Origin of the sequence: Paenibacillus sacheonensis, from assembly GCF_009909195.1 — a bacterium.
Classification (GTDB): Bacteria; Bacillota; Bacilli; order Paenibacillales; family Paenibacillaceae; genus Paenibacillus_Z; species Paenibacillus_Z sacheonensis.
Map to the genome: position 1 here is coordinate 117,276 of NZ_JAAAMU010000005.1, position 15,942 is coordinate 133,217.

General features: G+C 57.1%; 16 protein-coding genes. All 16 read right to left on the bottom strand.

All coding sequences use genetic code 11. The annotated features are described in order from the left end of the window. The 16 genes from GT003_RS11130 to GT003_RS11205 all read right to left on the bottom strand — a co-directional run bounded on the left by GT003_RS11130 (position 1) and on the right by GT003_RS11205 (position 15,832). Positions 1 to 897, bottom strand: a complete 897-nt coding sequence (locus tag GT003_RS11130; protein ID WP_161697535.1) for an ABC transporter permease — start codon at positions 895 to 897, stop codon at positions 1 to 3. Between the two features lie 100 nt (positions 898 to 997). Beyond that, positions 998 to 2,725 (bottom strand): extracellular solute-binding protein, encoded by a 1,728-nt coding sequence (locus tag GT003_RS11135; RefSeq protein WP_161697537.1) that lies wholly within the window; start codon positions 2,723 to 2,725, stop codon positions 998 to 1,000. 166 nt (positions 2,726 to 2,891) lie between these two features. Continuing rightward, positions 2,892 to 3,698: a sugar phosphate isomerase/epimerase family protein gene (locus GT003_RS11140; RefSeq protein ID WP_161697539.1), complete on the bottom strand. Its 807-nt coding sequence runs from the start codon at positions 3,696 to 3,698 to the stop codon at positions 2,892 to 2,894. Positions 3,699 to 3,714: 16 nt separating this feature from the next. After that, a complete protein-coding gene (locus tag GT003_RS11145) occupies positions 3,715 to 4,740 on the bottom strand; it encodes a Gfo/Idh/MocA family protein (RefSeq protein WP_161697541.1) in 1,026 nt (341 codons plus the stop codon). Further along, positions 4,737 to 5,615, bottom strand: coding sequence for a sugar phosphate isomerase/epimerase family protein (locus GT003_RS11150; RefSeq protein WP_161697543.1), 879 nt, complete (start codon positions 5,613 to 5,615; stop codon positions 4,737 to 4,739). The genes GT003_RS11145 and GT003_RS11150 overlap by 4 nt, the downstream gene beginning before the upstream one ends. Positions 5,616 to 5,915: 300 nt before the next feature. Continuing rightward, a complete protein-coding gene (locus GT003_RS11155) occupies positions 5,916 to 6,707 on the bottom strand; it encodes a hydroxypyruvate isomerase family protein (RefSeq protein ID WP_161698226.1) in 792 nt (263 codons plus the stop codon). A 23-nt stretch (positions 6,708 to 6,730) separates the two neighbouring features. After that, on the bottom strand, positions 6,731 to 8,392 hold the full coding sequence (locus GT003_RS11160) for a beta-L-arabinofuranosidase domain-containing protein (protein ID WP_161697545.1): 1,662 nt from the start codon (positions 8,390 to 8,392) through the stop codon (positions 6,731 to 6,733). 131 nt (positions 8,393 to 8,523) lie between these two features. Next, the gene (locus GT003_RS11165) at positions 8,524 to 9,879 is read right to left on the bottom strand and encodes a glycoside hydrolase family 140 protein (RefSeq protein WP_338045918.1); all 1,356 of its coding nucleotides are present in this window, start codon (positions 9,877 to 9,879) and stop codon (positions 8,524 to 8,526) included. Further along, the gene (locus GT003_RS11170) at positions 9,840 to 10,976 is read right to left on the bottom strand and encodes a glycoside hydrolase family 172 protein (RefSeq protein WP_161697547.1); all 1,137 of its coding nucleotides are present in this window, start codon (positions 10,974 to 10,976) and stop codon (positions 9,840 to 9,842) included. Before GT003_RS11170 ends, GT003_RS11165 begins: the two co-directional genes overlap by 40 nt. A 46-nt stretch (positions 10,977 to 11,022) precedes the next feature. After that, the gene (locus GT003_RS11175; RefSeq protein WP_161697549.1) at positions 11,023 to 11,859 is read right to left on the bottom strand and encodes a helix-turn-helix domain-containing protein; all 837 of its coding nucleotides are present in this window, start codon (positions 11,857 to 11,859) and stop codon (positions 11,023 to 11,025) included. A 217-nt stretch (positions 11,860 to 12,076) separates the two neighbouring features. Continuing rightward, positions 12,077 to 13,123 (bottom strand): zinc-binding dehydrogenase, encoded by a 1,047-nt coding sequence (locus GT003_RS11180; RefSeq protein ID WP_161697551.1) that lies wholly within the window; start codon positions 13,121 to 13,123, stop codon positions 12,077 to 12,079. A gap of 199 nt (positions 13,124 to 13,322) precedes the next feature. Next, a complete protein-coding gene (locus tag GT003_RS11185; protein ID WP_170312207.1) occupies positions 13,323 to 13,667 on the bottom strand; it encodes a low molecular weight protein tyrosine phosphatase family protein in 345 nt (114 codons plus the stop codon). 55 nt (positions 13,668 to 13,722) lie between these two features. Then, positions 13,723 to 14,388 carry a hypothetical protein gene (locus GT003_RS11190; RefSeq protein ID WP_161697552.1) on the bottom strand — a complete coding sequence of 222 codons (666 nt, stop codon included), beginning with the start codon at positions 14,386 to 14,388 and terminating at the stop codon, positions 13,723 to 13,725. A gap of 75 nt (positions 14,389 to 14,463) precedes the next feature. Then, positions 14,464 to 14,802: a hypothetical protein gene (locus tag GT003_RS11195; RefSeq protein WP_161697554.1), complete on the bottom strand. Its 339-nt coding sequence runs from the start codon at positions 14,800 to 14,802 to the stop codon at positions 14,464 to 14,466. Positions 14,803 to 14,886: 84 nt separating this feature from the next. Next, positions 14,887 to 15,258: an iron chaperone gene (locus GT003_RS11200; RefSeq protein WP_161697557.1), complete on the bottom strand. Its 372-nt coding sequence runs from the start codon at positions 15,256 to 15,258 to the stop codon at positions 14,887 to 14,889. Positions 15,259 to 15,313: 55 nt separating this feature from the next. Then, positions 15,314 to 15,832: a DinB family protein gene (locus GT003_RS11205; protein ID WP_161698236.1), complete on the bottom strand. Its 519-nt coding sequence runs from the start codon at positions 15,830 to 15,832 to the stop codon at positions 15,314 to 15,316. Between the last annotated feature and the right edge of the window lie 110 nt (positions 15,833 to 15,942).

A 15,942-nucleotide genomic window follows, 5' to 3' on the forward strand; every position in this document is an offset into this window, starting at 1 on the left:
CTAGAAGATGCGGTAGTTAGCGAAACGATAGGCAAGCAAGTAAGAAACGGAGATAAACACAAAGGAAACGAGCGATTTAAACAGTCCTACCGCGGCAGCCGGACCGAACTGCGCGTCGACAAGGCCGAGTCTGTACACCATCGTGTCGATGATGTCGCCGCTTTCGTACACTTGCGGCGAATAGAGATTGAAGATTTGATCGAAGCCCGCGTTCAGCACGTTGCCGAGGCTCAGCGTCAGCAGCAGGACGATGATCGGCGCCATGCCGGGCAGCGTCACGTGCAGCGTCTGCTTCCAGCGGTTCGCTCCGTCTACGATCGCGGCCTCGTAGAGCACCGGATTAATCGAGGTCAAGGCCGCCAAATAGACGATCGTCGCGAAGCCGAACTCTTTCCACAGGTCGCTGAGGACGATCGTGAACGGGAACCAGTGATTGCTGCCGAGGAAGAAAATCGGCTTGATGCCGAAGATGGCCAGAAAATGGTTCACGATGCCCGAAGACGGCGACAGCACGTCGATCAGAATGCCGCCCAGAATGATCCACGATAGAAAGTGCGGCAGATAGATCAAGGTTTGAATCGTCCGTTTGACGACGTTCTTGCGCACCTCGTTCAGCAGCAGCGCGATCAGAATCGGAAATACGAGTCCTGCCGCGATCTTCATCATGGAAATGTACATCGTGTTCCACAGCACCGTGAACGTATCCGGCATGTCGAGCACGTAGCGGAAATTATCCAAGCCGATCCATTCGGAACCGGCGAAGCCCTTGGCGGGAATATATTGTTGAAACGACATGATAATGCCGAACATCGGACCGTAGCTGAAGACGAGCACCAGGACGACGCCCGGCAGAAGCATGAGGTGGAACGGCAGCTGGCTGACTCGAGTTTTATTCATTGTTCGTCCTCCATATTCGGTAATCCGGTTCAGGAAAGAAGAAGGCGGCAGGCCGGTCGTTCCCGCCCGCTCTCCTTCTTCGCCCCGTTCCGGTTCGGCGTTATTTACCTTGCTGCGCCGACCATTCGTTCACTTCCTGCGTCATTTGGTCGCCGCCGAGCTTCTTCCAGTCCGCGACGAACTTGTCGAAGTCTTCGATCGGCGAGCCGAGAATGATCTTGGTGAAGGTTTCGAGCTGCATTTTGTCCAGGGTCGACTTCTTGGCTGCCATCGTCTTCGTCGGCGCGCCGTAGAATTTCGTGAATTTCAAATTTTGCTCCTTGTTCTGGTAGACGCCTTCGATCGTGCTGTAGGCGCTCTCCGGTCCGAAGACGCGCATCGTTCCCCATGCCGTGCGGTCGCCGCCGTTGTAAGCCACGATTTTGTCGTAGTAGTCCTTCTGCTCCGGATTGAGCCCGGACGGATCGTTCGCCGACAGCGCCGCCGTTACTTTCTTGTAGTGGCCGAAGTTGCCGCCGATCGGATTGGAGCCGGCGACGCGGATAACGTTTTCCTTGAAGTAATCGTACTGCTTGTCGCCGATCTTCTCGGAATGGAATACCTTCGGATCTGCCTTGCCGCCGAACAGCTTATCGTTGCCGAAGTTCATCAGCTTGATGACGGCCTCCGGGTTCTTCATGTTCTTGTTCACGACCATGAATTCGTTGAAGCTGAGGTCTGCCGAATATTGCAGCGGCTTATCCGTTGCCGATACGGCGGGCGATACGCTCCAGTCCGCGTTCGGGTTCTTCGTGACGGTGTCCTGCAGCGGCCACAGCGGATCCCACAGCGCGCCGTAATCGACGCCGACCTTGTTATTGGCGAAGTCCTCGCCGACCTTGCCGCTGTCCTTGACGCCGAATTCCGGGTCGATCCAGCCTTTTTTGTACATTTCCTGCAGCTTCGCGAGCGCGGTTCTCGTCTCCTGTTGAATGCCGCCGTAGACGATCTGGCCGTCCGCCCCTTCGATCCAGATGTTCGGGTGCGATCCGAAGGCATTGAACACGCCGGTCGATTCCGCCACGCCGTTCTTGTACAGGTCCTTCGTGAGCGCCAGGCCGAACGTATCCTTCTTGCCGTTGCCGTCCGGGTCCTGGTTGACGAACGCATCCATCACGTTCTCCAGTTCCGCCCACGTCGTCGGCGTCTTCAGGTTCAGCTTCTGCAGCCAATCCGAACGGAGATACAGCAGGTTAAGCCCGCCCTCGTATCCGCTTTCATCCGGCGGTATCGCCATCAGCTTGCCGTCGAACGTAGCCGCCGCCTTCGCCAGCGGACCGGAATCGATCGCGTTCTTCGTCAGGTCGGAGGCGTATTTCTCGTACACGTCCGTCAGATCCGCCAGCATGCCCGCATCGACAAGCTGCTTCAACTGGGAACCGTTGACCTTGAAAATATCCGGCAGATCGCCGGAAGCGATCGCGATGTTCAGCTTCGCGTTATATTGATCGCTCGGCACGATCCAGTTGTGCTTGACCGTAATGCCAAGCTCGTCTTGGTAAGCTTTCGTCCAGTTATTGGCGTCGAAATCCTCGCCTTGCTTGAACGTGATCGAAGCGTCCTGATCCCGCACGGCCGTCACCGTAATCGGCGGATCGTATTTCGCGTTGATATCGGCCGGCGCCGCATCGCCCGCCGCTTTGCCGTCGTTCTCCGCAGCCGTGCTGCCGTCCGCGTTTCCATTGCTGGTGCCGCTGCCGCTGCCGTTATCGTTCGACTTCGAGCAGGCCGTAACGAGCGCAAGAATCAGAATCAGTGCAAGCATGGCGAGCTTCCTCGAATGTTTCATTGCTTGTTGCCTCCCTATGTTATTTTTGCCCTGCCGCCTCATCATAACGAAGACCGCCCAGCCGTGAAATGCGAAAGTATTGACTCTTCTTGACCTCTGTTTACCTTTGTCAACGGAGGACCGGGAATGTCAATATTGTCCTGATGAAGCGAGCGAACCGCTATGATTATTCCGGGAAGTACCGGCTGATTCGATCGCGCAGCGCCAAGATATCCGCCGTCCAATCGACGCCGCCTTCTTCCAAATATTCAATGGAGAAGTGACCCGCGTAGCCTCTGGCTGCAAGCGTTCCGAGCACCCAGTCGAAATCGACGCCGCCCGCGCCGAAAGCGGTCTGCATGCGCCCTAAGGACGCATCCCGCAGGTGAACATGCGAAGCATAATCCATCAGCCATTCCGTCTCGCGGATATCGATGCCCTGCATGACGAAATGGGTCGGATCGTAGACGAGCCGGATTTGGGGCATCGCATCGACCAGGCGTTTCGCCTGCTCCAGCGTCTCGAAAGGGCTGTTCACGTGCAGCTCCAGCGCGAACGTGATGCCCGCCGCCCTGCCCAGCGCATCATATTCGCGCAGCGTTGCCACGCAGTCCGCCAGTACATCGGACCACGGCCTGCCCGGGTCATTATTGCGCGGTTGAATGGCTGCCAAGGTGATTTCGTAATCGTTCATAAGTCGAATGATGGCTTGAATTTCCTCGATCCGCCTGCGATTGGAAGGCTCGGATCTGTCGTGCAGCTGCGGCCCCGTCCCGGTGTTCAAGGCGAGCGGCTGCAGCTTGTATTGCGCAAGCAGGCTTGTCAGCCTGTCGCGCTCTCCCTCGTAGTCTCGCGCGAGGTCGCTCGGGTTGATATGCGCCCAGCCGTCGATCGCCAGCAGGTCGACCCGGCTGAAGCCGAGCCCCCCTACTTCGGCCAGCGCCGCCTCGAGCGAGCTGCCGGAACGAATGGAAGTCGAACATGCAATCGTCATTGTCGGTGCTCCTCTCTCAAAACCGTCCTTCGTCTATCATCGCTTCCAGCGGAAACCGCTCCTCCGCGAGCGGCAGCGTCATCGGCGCATGGCGCCTGGCGGATTCGAAAATCGCCATTAGCGCCTCGAGACCTGCCAGCGCGGACGCGCCTGACATCGGATGGGGAGTCCCGCCGCGAATCGAAGCCGCCATCGCGCGAAACGCGTCCAGGAAGATCGACTCGCGCTCCTCCGCAACCGGCACGGGACGCCATCCCCCTCGCTCGTCCGCCACGAGCAGCGGCGGCTGGCTGCCGTCGCCGCGCCGGCGCAGGCGGCCCTTGCTGCCGATGATTTCGATATCCTGATAGCCGCTGTCCGGCATGCGGCATTCCCCGGTGAATAGTTCGCCGCGCACGCCTCCCTCGAATTCCAGAACGGCCATGGCGCCGCTCTCTACATCGTGCCCGTAACGCTTGCCCGTAAACGCGGGCGTCAGGCTCCGATTCACTTGCCCGGTTACGCGCCTCACCGGCGCGTCCTGAAGCAGATACAGCATCGAATCGATCAGATGCGTGCCGTCCGACAGCAAATCGCCGGCGCACATGCCGCGGATCAGCTGAATGTCGCCCAGCGCCCCGCTGTCCATGATATCGCGCATCGTCCGATAGACGGCGGTCATCCGCCGCTGATGGCCGACGACGAGCGCGATGCCGCGTTCCTCGCAGACCCGAGCGAGCCTTCTGGCATCGCCCAGGTTGATCGCCATCGGCTTCTCGCAATAGATGCCTCGGACGCCTGCTTCCGCCGCCAGCAGCGACAGCGCGGCATGGCTGCCGTTCGGCGTGGCAATGACGGCAACGTCCGGGCGTACCTCGCGCAGCATGGCTGCGAAATCCGTATACACGGCCGGATTCCCGCTGCCGTCCGCTATCCGGCGGGCGGTGCTCTCCTGCAGGTCGCATAACGCGGCCAGCTCGTATTCGGGCAATTGCGCGAGCGCGAATGCCTGGTTCTTGCCCATGTTGCAGCCGACGACGACAGCCTTTAATTGAGTGCTCATCCTTGTTCACCGTCCAGCGTTCGAATATAAGCAATCGATCGGTTCAAGCAGTCGATGGGAGATTCATCGTCCGGGCAGATCATCTCGATTTCCATGATCAGCTCATACGGATAGGGCGCCTGTTCGGCCAGCAGGTCGTAGCAAGCCTGCAGCGGGACGTCGCCGTCGCCCAGCGCGGACGGTCCGATCTCCAAATGCAGCGGCCTCGCGTCCAGCCTCGGACGCACCTTATGGTCCTTGAAGTGCGCGCCGATGACATAGGGGGCCGCAGTCCGGAACGCTTCCAGCGGCCGTTCCCCGATGAGGAACGTATTTCCCGTGTCGAGAAACAGATATAAATCCGGCGTTTCGCGGCATACCTGCACGAGATCCGAGCAGTAGAAATCGCCGTGGTTTTCGATGCCCAGCCGTACCCCAAGGTCGCGACAGCCCGCGGCGATCGGCGCAATCGACTTCGACAGCCGCTCGAGCGCGTGATCGAGCGGCAGGCGTTTGTCGAAGCGGTGGCTGTAGCGAGGCTCGGTGGTCACGATCGCCGGCTGCCGATACATCGCAAGCCGGGAAAGCGCCAGCAGGATATGCGCATTGTTCGCGCGAATCTCCTCGTCGCTCGCCGTAATATACGGATAGCCGATATGAACGGCAAGCTGCATGCCGTATGCATCCAGAAGGTCGACGATCGTCTTGCGCTCCTGCTCCCGGAGCGAGTCCCAATCGGTTAATCCTACCGTAAACACCTCGAGGCCGAACCGCCTGAGCATGGCCAGCCTGCCCAGCAGCGGATGCTCGGACTGCGTCGTAAGCCCGCCGTACCACGGGCCCGCATACCCCCAGCGCCCGATTCGCGTCAGTTGATTGCTTTCACTTGCAGACATGATGCTCGCTCCTTTATCGCTGCTTTCCGATTCCAAGTCGAGAAATCCGGTTCGCGCACGGTTTAAAACTCATCCAAAGTATAGACGCGCCGCGGCGTCTTCCGCTAGAAGAGGATGTTGACTTGCCTTGCTTTCTATTGACATCCGGGTCCTTGACCGACAACCCGTTCCTTGTCGCCGGCCAGCCGTTCGTGAGATGCACGCCTGAAACGCAAAGAGCCACGCAGGCATATGGACCTGGATGGCTCTCGACTCGTTGAATCTCTCCGCTTATTGATGCCCGCATGCGCTGGACGGGTTTCAGGTTGCTGCAGGGGCAGGCTGTACGAAGCTGCCGTACGAACGCAGCAGCTGACGAAGCGTTTCGGTCGCCTCGGCCGAAGGGAAATATTCCAGCCCGATATAGCCGGCAAAGCCGGTTTCCTGGATGGCCCGCAGCACGTTGCCATAGTTGATCTCGCCAGTCCCGATCTCATGGCGGCCGGGATGGTCGGCGATATGGAAATAATCGATGACGTCCATGTTCGCCCGAATATTCGGAATCAGGTTGCCTTCGGTGACTTGCTGATGATAGACGTCGTAGAGCACTTTGACATTCGGGCTGTTCACTTCCCCGATCAGGGCAGCCGCTTCCTCCGTCGTCTGCAGAAAGTAGCCCGGATGGTTGACCCGCGTATTAAGCGGCTCCACGACGAGCGTCACGCCCGCTGCCTCCAGAAGCGGCGCGGCCTCCTTCAAGCCCGCCACCAGGGAAGCGGCCTGCTCGGAGCGGTCGACGCCGGCGAGCTCGTCGCCGGTCTGGCTGATCAGATAGCGGCATCCAAGCCTGCGGGCCGCCTCGATGCTCTCCCTCAGTCCCTCGATGTATTCCGCCCTTCGCGCGGCGTCGACGAGCGACACGAATCGGGTGCAGACGGATGCGACCGCGATGCCGCATTCCTTCGTCACCCGCGCCACCAGCTCGAGATCCTCGTTCCACCAGGCCCAGAACTCGATCGCGGGGAACCCCAGTTCCGCCGACTTTCTGATTTTCTCCTCCGTGGACATGCCGCTGCCGCCAAATACCGCGCCTAATGATACAGAAAATTTCATATTCACGTTCCTGCCTCCTCGTTTTATGTGAACAGTATGGTTTTTTGCTCTAGCACCGTTTCTTTATCGTTCTTGCGAATCGGCACGAATACGGGGGACAGTACGACGGATCCGTCGGCGTCCGCATACGTTCCTTCTGAGGCATATTTCAGCGGTCCAAGCTCCGATTCGCCGCGATCCGAATCTTCTTGCTTCCGCGTGCCGCGCAGCAGCAGCGCTCCATGCCGCAGTGTGACGGCATCCGGAAAGGCCGGCGCATGCGCCGCCGGAACGCGGGTCAGGCCGAGCTCGAAGTTCAGCTCCAAGCGCATTCCCGCCGCCAACTCCGCTTGAATCTCCAGAAACCCGTTATCGCTAGCGGCATCCAGTCGTACGCCGTTCAGACTGATGGCCTCCGTTCCAGGAACCGCATGCTGCGGAACGTAGAAGCGGAGCGTCGCGCCGCAAGCCGCAGGGACGCTCAACACCTCGAATACGGTCTGCCCCTCGTACGGATACGAGGTGGTCTGCCGAATAACCGCTTCTCCCGCGGCTAACGGCAATCTGGCGACTCCGTTATGATAGAAAGGCACCGTAACCAGGTTTCCGTCCAGCCAGTAGCCGTATTCCGCCGCGCGCGCCAGCCCTTCGCCGCCGCGCATCGTGCAGCACCAATACGCCTCGTACAGATTCTCCAGCGCGAACAACTCGCGCTCCTTCGATCCGGCGCAGTTATCGCAGCCGAAGCCGCCGTTCGGCCGCTGGCCGTGACTCAGGCCGTTATAATAAATCAGATGGGCAGTCTCCAAGTAATCCGGCTTCGAGGTGAGACGCCACAGCTCGAACGCGGCGACGAACGAATCGACGACGGCGCACGGCTCCGTCCACCAAGGCCTGTTGAACCAATTCCGATTGGCGCCGTTCTCCGTCATGCCTTCCTGGACGTACAGTTCGAATACGCGTTCGGCCGCAGCCAGCAGCCCGGCATTGCGGCTTAGGCCGTAATAGCGGAGCATCCCCCGCAGCGCCGACAGCGTCGCATGCGTCTGCGCGTTGATTGCCAGCAGATCGATCGACAGAAATTTCCGGATCATCGCGTCGATCGTTTCTCGCAGCTCCGGCCACCGGAGCAGCTCGTAAGCGTGCGTGGCGCCATCAAGCATAATAAACGCGCAGCCGATATCCGTCGACAGGTACCAGTCCCGTACGGGCTTGTCCCCTCGCGTCCCTGCGGCTTCTCCCTCGTTCGCGCGTTCCAGCGGATCGGTCGGGTAATGCTCGAAATGCGCCTTGGCGGGCAGGAGCAGCCCCCTGACGACCCGCTCGATCTGACGAAGCACCTCAGGCTCCTTCTTCCACGCATACAGCTCGGCTAGCGCCCGCAGATACCAGCTGTTGCCGGAGAGCTGCTGCTCGTCCGTCATCCCGTCAGGCAGTATGCTGCCGAAATACCCGCGTTCATTCACGGCCTCCGGCAGCTTGGCCATGATCGCCGCCGCGTGCAGCGGCTCCGTACCCGTAGCGCGCGCGGTCAACACTTGAGCCAGCAGCGTTCTGCCTTCATTGTCGCCCGGCCAATCATAGCTCGCCGGCTTGAATACCTCGTCCGGGCCGTACAGCGAATCGGCTAGCCGCGAGGCGCTGGCCGTCAGCCGGTCGCGCAGATCGCCTTCGAGCGATAAACGCTCCAATGGGATCGCTTTCATCGTATTCTCCTCCATTCGCTTTCAACCTGTCCGTGGAGCCGGCTTGCTGCCCGCTTTCCGAAACGCTGCATGGGAGCCGCACGTTCCGTTGGCCGACCTCGTGCGGCCCCCGCTTCTTCCTCATCTTCTGCTCAAACGACGCAATCTCCTTCTTCGTCCGCATCCAGAATGAGCACCCAATCCTGGCCGATGCCGGACGTCGGAGGCGTGAATCGGGCTATGCCGCGATTGGCCGTCCTCTCGGCCAGTGCGGTCGATTGTCCCGTTCGCGGATCGTACCAGTGCCCCTGCACCAGGCTGCCCGGAATGCGGCCCATGCGAAGCTCGAACGATTGCCCGGTCGAGCTGTACGCATAGATATAATCGTCGCCGCGCGCCGCCCGGATATGATCGGAACCGACAAGCGGATCCACGAGCAGCTGCTGGTCGGGCACGAGCCTAAGAAACGGCCTGGATTCGAACAGCGCCCGGAAATGCCGCATTTGTTCCGCTCCCGGACTGTCCAGTGCCTCGCGCCAATGCAGCTTCGCGCCGCTGTAAGCCGGTCTGCCGGGTTCGAACAGCTGCCACACGCTCGTATGGCCGTAGGTGTGCCCGAACGCGCCGGCCAAGACCGCCCAATAGGCGGCCTGCCGAATGTCGTCATCCGTAAAATAGCCGGCCGTCTCGTTCCAATTGACCGAATGTCCCTCGTAGCGGGGTTCCCCGTCGAACGTCGGCTTTGGCGGATGGAGATGGTAATCCTTTGCGATCATATTGTAGTTGTCCAAATGCCTGGCGCCGTGTCCCGACTGGTTCGTATGATAGTCGAGCCACTCGTCGTGATGGAACCAGATGGAAGAGGAATAACCCCCCAGCGGATGATACGTGATCAGATGACTGCCGCCGTCGCCCTCGCGCAGTCCTTCCGCCATCGCGCGCCATACGGCGAGCTTCGTATCCGGATTGCGGTCGCCGCCGAGAATCCATACGATATTGGGGCATGCCTTGTATCGCGCGCCGACATAACGGCCGAATGCGCGGGCATTGTCGGCAGCGAACAGCTCCGGCCCCTTGGCATACGGATTGCCGAGCGTCACTTTGTCTCCCCATGTCGGGACCAGCCCCATGACCAGACCCAGGGAAGCCGCCAGATCGACCGCATAGTCGACATGCTGCCAATAATCGTAGCCGTCCGGATCGACCGCCGGCAGCATCGGATCGAACGCGGCGGATGCGTTCCTCCTCAGCGGCACGTCACCGTAAGCGTTGGGCTCCTCGAGGCCGTCCATTTCCGCCAGGATGACCGCTTGAATGACCGTAAAACGCTTGGCGCTGCGGTTCTCCATATACGCTGCCATTTCTTCGCGGGTAAGACGGTGAAACAATTCCCAGGCTGTATCGCCGAGATAAAAGAACGGCCGTCCGTCGTCGTACGTCAAAAACCGTTTGTTGTCCGATACCTTGATCATGGTTCCTCCCGCTTCGACCGCCACTCGTTCCCCCACAGCGTCGTTCCGCCGCCGAATGCCTTGCGGTACTCATGCCGCCAATAATGGATATCGTGCAGATTGATGATCGGCTTGTTTTGCCTGCCTTCCTTGTCCGGAAGCTCGGGGAATGGCTGATGCGGCTCGAGCTGGTACCAATAGGCGACGGTAACCAAATCAAGCGTCAGCGCATTATTGTGGCCGTGCTCGATGCTGGCGCGCAGCGACTTCTCGAAGTAGACGGGGTCCTCCAGCAGAAACCGGTACACGTGCGTCCGCCCGAGAAATCCGGTTTCGCCGTTCACCCTGGCGCAGCCGAAATACGGGTGCATATAAATTTCCTTCGGGCACCAGGCCGTATTGAAGAAATCCTCCGTCCCGGTGCCATGCAGCGAGCCCGGCCATGGCTCGCCGTCGATCATCCACATATCGTCCCCTTCGCCGTACCACATCGGACTTGGATTATCCACGTAATAGTTGATGCCGACCAAATGGCCCTTGCCGCGAATATCGGCAAAGACGTAGTTGCCCGCGTCCGATTGGTTCGGCTGCTGCGGCACGAGCTCCAGGCCTTCGTTCTCGCCGTCCGCCGAATCGGCTTCGGTCAGCTCCCGCCGCCACTGCGCATGAAACCGGCCCGCGTCCTCCGGCATGGCGTCGTGCTCCTCGTAATCGATATAGTAATAGAAGGATTCGATCGGTTCCTCCGATTCGTTCGTCAGCGTAATGACGGCACCGTCTCCGAACGGCATCGGAAAATAGCAGTTCAGCGCCTGTCCCTTATGAGGCGCCGCCGCGAGCGGCAGCGAGGCGAAGTTGTAGTTCTCCCCCCAACCCTGCCCGAAAAAGTCCCCGATCGGCGATTCCACGCTGGGCTCGCTCTCGCCGTCCCAATACATGCGCAGCACCGCATTACGCCGGATCATCCGGTCCGCGCAATTGATCGTCATCCAGATGTGGCGAATCACGCCCGCGCCTCCGATGTTCGCAATCTCGGCGGTCTCGCCAGCGGGAATCGCAACCGAGTCCTTGTTGCCTCCCGACCTGTCGTAGCTCGAGATGCGCTTCGTTCTGCGTCCGTTCCGAACCTGATAGATGGAATCAAGCGCCGTCATCCTTATGCCCCTCCTCTGATCTGCGTCCCTTTATCGTACCGGGGTCCTACGGTTGTTTCGCTTTCCGGTAAGCAAGCGGAGAGACTCCGACTTGATTTTTGAAAAATCGGGTGAAGTCGTCGATGTCCGCATAGCCCAGCGAATACCCGATTTGCGCAATGCCCGTCCGGTCGGCCAGCAGCATCTTTTGCGCTTTGTCCACCCGGATCTTCGACTGCAGCTGCTTCGGCGTCAGCTGAAATATTTTTTTGAATTGATTCGTGATATAGGTCGGATGCATATGGTATTTCTCCCCGAGCTCGTTCAAGGTGTAATGCCGCTCGGGATGCCGGACCATGTCGGTCAAGATCTCGGAGAATGCCTCGGAAACCCTATCGGTAGGCCGAATCCCGCTAGTGGTCACGACGGCCTCCAGCAGGATCGCGATCAACTCCAACGCCTTGGCTTCCTTCATGATCAGATCGGCGATGCTCCCCGGCTTGCCCGCATATCCGATATATTGGCTGAAGATGGCTTCCAGCCGCTCGGCATTCGACAGCGGAAAGCATACCGGAAGATGGAACAGCCTGAACACGTCCATGGCGCCCGCGATCCGGTAATTGAAGTGCCACCACATGAACACCGTGTTCTCGTTCGTGTCCTTGACATGATCGTGAGGGATGAACGGCGGCAGGAAGATGACGTCTCCCGGACCCGCAGCGTAATCCTTGCCTTCGAACCGGACTCTGCACGAGCCTTCCTTGATGTAGGACACGACGTAACAGGGCAGCACCCGATCCCGATAATTCAGCTCCGTCCGGCTGTGGACATCGAACGTCATGATATCCAATGCCGCCATCTCGACAATCGTCCGCAGCCTATCCCACTGTTCCACCGTCTCCACCCTTTCGATTCCCCGTAGCTCTATTGTAAGCGCGCCGCTCGGCTCGCTCTACCTGAATCGATTGACATTCCATGCTATCTATTGACATCGGGCAGTTTCTCGGAGACCTTCGCTCCCACATGCGGCCCTGCAAAAAAAAGCGAAGGGCTCGCCATGCTGCTGCGTCACCTTCGCTCGAAGAACCCTCATATAGAAATAACGGTGAAGAGAGCTCGAGTTATTCTTCGAACTTCAGCACGACCTGCATGCTGGGCTCCGTTCGCATATCCAGCATGTCATAAGCCGCCGCCGCGTCGCGGAATGGCACGACATGCGTAATGAGTCCCTCCAGGTCCAACCGTCCGGCAGCCGCGAGTTCATAGACCGTACGCTCCAGCCGAAGCTGATTCCAGCGGTTGGTCAACTCGATCGAGACATTGCCGATCTGCGAGCAGACGACCTGTACCCGGTTATGATGGAATTCCTCGCCGAGGTACAAGCCGCGTCCTTCCCCTTGATAGAAGCCTGCCGCTACGACGCGGCCGTTATAGACGACCGAGCGGATCGCTTGATGCAGGCCTTCCGTAAAGCCGGACAGGTCGATTACCGCGTCCGCGCCAAGTCCCGACGTCAGCGCCTTGACGGCTTGGGCGGGATCTTCCTTCGCGCTGTTGATGGTCGCCGCGGCGCCGAACTGCTTGGACCGTTCGAGGCGCCAGTCGTCCAGATCGACCGCGATGACGCGGGCTCCGTTCAGCCTGGCGAATTGGGCGGCTAGCTGGCCCGGCACCCCTTGCCCGAACACGACCACCGTTTCGCCGACATGAATGTGGGCATCGAGCACCGCATTGAGCGCGATCGAGCCCATTTGCGAGAAAATGCCGACGATCGGATCGAGTCCGGCAGGCAGCTTATGATCGAGGGCGAATGCTTCCGTTACGATATGACTGCTTCGGTGTCCCCACGTGCCGTAGATCAAATCGCCGATGGCGGCATGCTCCACGCCTGGTCCGATTTCAATGACTTTGCCGATTTCCTCGTACGCCCAGCCGCCAACGACCGGGTACAGCGACGAGCCGCTGCTTCGCTCGACAAACAGGCCCGTTTCCGGATCGCGGACCTTGCCCACCATCGGGTTACTGCCCCTGTAAGCGGTTAACTGCGTCCCCGCGCTAATGCCTGAGTACAACGTTTGCAGCCTTACTTGTCCGAGCTGCAGTTCATTCTCCCGAAAATTGTCGATACGAACCGACCGCGGCTGATCGAACACCACTACCTCTCCCATATGTCTCTCCTCCAATTTACGCAAGCGCTAGGCAAATCGGCGGTATTCATGACCGGATCCTAGGTCGTTCCTGCACGTCAACGCCGCCGTTATCCAGATGATAGCACGCAGGGAAGAAGCATCACACCGCAGGATCACATCAACTTTTGTCCGTTCTACAGATGGAGGATAATACCAATTATCATACCAGTCCAATTCTTTAATCCGGTAATTCAATATAGTCCGATACCCTGCTCTTTAAAATATCGATTAGCTCTTCATTCATAAAGCCGTAGTCGTCCGGGATATCCAGTCTAATGAGTCGCTTCCCGATGATCTCTTGCCTGAACTTCTCGTGGAGTCTTTGCTCATGTTTCTTCTCCATAACGAAAATCATTTCTGCCCATCCAATATGTCCAGCATTTACTTTTATGCGCGCGCCTTCTTCGGTTCCCGCAGACCTTACCTGAAGGCCGCTGTATGGTTCGAAAATCTTCTCAGCCGTTAGGCTTCTCCATTTATTTCTGCTGCAAATAAACAATACCCTGATTAAAATCACCTTCATTGTGAATTGAGTTATGACCTATGATGTCACTGCCGGCGTTGACTGCATCCTTGGCTTAACGCGAAGCGGACATATAGGTGTTATACAAGCTCGAGCATAGATCAAGACATTCCAGATACAGCTTTCTCACGTCTACATCAGGACATAATTTTAAGTAAGCTTCATGTTTCAAAATATCGATAACGGGCAGCATGTGATGATAATATTCCGGACTACGTTCCATCGTAAGCAGCCTTTTATAGCTTTGAAGAACCTTCACATAGACCGGATCTACGAGTCGATATTCACACTTTCGAAGTTCTTTTCGGAAGAACGCCCGAATCTCTGCAGCTAAGAATATGCCATTGTTATACGGAGGAGCACCCAAGAAACTATTGCTCACGGGTGAACGGTAGCGATACTGATCATGATGCCATGCTTTCGAAACCGTAAACGAATGCCATTGCATGATTTCCTGATAGCGTGACTCTAGCACCTTGAATTTCGTACCGTATAATCTCTCCTGGGGTTCTGTCAGCAAGTCGTTTAATATTTCAACGTTCGTGTCCTTATCTGCGCCTTTCGTGATGGAGCACCAACAAATATAGTTGTTATCTACCGTACCAACCACACATACTTCTTCTTCAGGACTTACATAGATTTCAAACGTTATTTCTTTGCCGCCGATCTCATAATTAGGCGTTACCTGATTCTTCGCGGTAATGAGGTTATACCGGTTCATTTCTTCCACTCCTCGCTGCCCCCATCGTACTATCAGGGGTACTTCGCAGCTGAGACTCTCTAGGAGAAGCCCATGTTATTCTGCTGCTGTATGTATATCATGACGCAAGCCTTTCAGAGCGAGCCACTCGATCAAGAGCTTTTGTATTCGTTTACGCTCCTCGATCGTCAGTTGTTCTGCGGTGCGGCGTATAGGATCATAGCGATTGACGATGTACTGCAGCTCCCCATAGACCAGGACATCCAGATCAGCGACACCAGGCATTTCAATGCCGATTACAACGACAGCCTGATGCTCAACAAAATAAATGTTGCCCCCTCTGCCGCGAGTAACCATGACAAAGCCCTCTTTATGGAGGTCAACGTTATCGCGGCTTATCGAATCAAAAAGCGAATGTCCTCGATCCATACTCATATCATCCCTCCAAGTGAAGGCGAAACTTAATCTTGAACTTTGCGAACGAACGGATAGCAGCCGAACTAGCGATCACGCCTCCCCTTATTTCCGCCAAAACGTGGAACAATCCGCTTTATCGATGATGTTAAAATCGATCATTCTTTCCAATAAATCACAGTCCACCGGACTTCCCCACGGAATCCGAACCAGTTCCTTCGTGTGCGCATAGCCCGCCTGAACGACTTCTTCAGAGAATCGATTCATGCCCGCCTTCTCGGGCGCAACGGCCAAATGTTGTTTGGATACGCTAAAACCGATAATGAACGTACCGTGATCGGTAAACATCGGCTGATTCCACGCGATTTTCGTCTCTAATTGAGGGAATGTCTGCGCGACCCAAGTCAACACTTCTTCTGTTCGCGCCCGATGCTGCGGATTACCGATTTTCTCTAAATATTCTGCAAAAGTTTCCATGTCATGTCCTCCATTATTGAGATTCCAATTTGTCGTTACCCAACTGACCTTCAACCTAACTAAGCAACTTCTTCCGAATCATTCTGATCTGACCTCTATGATTGATCTCGTCTTCGAATACATGAAACCACATAAAATAATGGTTGGCCTGCTTGTCCCACCAAAATTCTTCCTCAATAGCTAACCAATCATCTTGAACGGAACTGAACAATTCGAGCGTTCGATTCCTTACCTTTTCTAAATTCGTAAGATAAAAGGCTAAATCATTCCCTTTGATCTTCTCTCGCCCTTCTTCTCCTAAATCCAGCGCAGGACCCCAAGTTGCGAGCTCTTCTTCATTCAATGTACGCTTTTCAAATGTCGAGACTTGATAAGCATATTCTACCGCTGCAATGTGCAATAACAATGCTCCGATGGAGTTGCTCTGCGGATCAAGGAGAAAATCGAGTTGTTCGGGATTCAAATCCTTTACCGCTTCCAAGGTTGTAAATCGAGCATAATTCATCATGGATATTAACCGACCGATTTGAGGCGCATAGCCCTTAATATCGGTTATTCGCAGCAGGTTCTCCATATGGATCAATGATTATTCCTCCGATTTTTGTCCTTCGTATGGTGCAATTTGAGCGTTTTGGCGAGTTCACTCGAACGATCCAAGCAGAAGCTTAACATTCCTTCGGCAGG

Coding starts and splice junctions, on each gene's coding strand:
- GT003_RS11145 (WP_161697541.1), bottom strand. CDS start 4,740: ATGAGCACTCAATTAAAGGCTGTCGTCGTCGGCTGCAACATGGGCAAG.
- GT003_RS11140 (WP_161697539.1), bottom strand. CDS start 3,698: ATGACGATTGCATGTTCGACTTCCATTCGTTCCGGCAGCTCGCTCGAG.
- GT003_RS11130 (WP_161697535.1), bottom strand. CDS start 897: ATGAATAAAACTCGAGTCAGCCAGCTGCCGTTCCACCTCATGCTTCTG.
- GT003_RS11185 (WP_170312207.1), bottom strand. CDS start 13,667: ATGAAGGTGATTTTAATCAGGGTATTGTTTATTTGCAGCAGAAATAAA.
- GT003_RS11155 (WP_161698226.1), bottom strand. CDS start 6,707: ATGAAATTTTCTGTATCATTAGGCGCGGTATTTGGCGGCAGCGGCATG.
- GT003_RS11190 (WP_161697552.1), bottom strand. CDS start 14,388: ATGAACCGGTATAACCTCATTACCGCGAAGAATCAGGTAACGCCTAAT.
- GT003_RS11135 (WP_161697537.1), bottom strand. CDS start 2,725: ATGAAACATTCGAGGAAGCTCGCCATGCTTGCACTGATTCTGATTCTT.
- GT003_RS11205 (WP_161698236.1), bottom strand. CDS start 15,832: ATGGAGAACCTGCTGCGAATAACCGATATTAAGGGCTATGCGCCTCAA.
- GT003_RS11195 (WP_161697554.1), bottom strand. CDS start 14,802: ATGAGTATGGATCGAGGACATTCGCTTTTTGATTCGATAAGCCGCGAT.
- GT003_RS11160 (WP_161697545.1), bottom strand. CDS start 8,392: ATGAAAGCGATCCCATTGGAGCGTTTATCGCTCGAAGGCGATCTGCGC.
- GT003_RS11170 (WP_161697547.1), bottom strand. CDS start 10,976: ATGACGGCGCTTGATTCCATCTATCAGGTTCGGAACGGACGCAGAACG.
- GT003_RS11180 (WP_161697551.1), bottom strand. CDS start 13,123: ATGGGAGAGGTAGTGGTGTTCGATCAGCCGCGGTCGGTTCGTATCGAC.
- GT003_RS11200 (WP_161697557.1), bottom strand. CDS start 15,258: ATGGAAACTTTTGCAGAATATTTAGAGAAAATCGGTAATCCGCAGCAT.
- GT003_RS11150 (WP_161697543.1), bottom strand. CDS start 5,615: ATGTCTGCAAGTGAAAGCAATCAACTGACGCGAATCGGGCGCTGGGGG.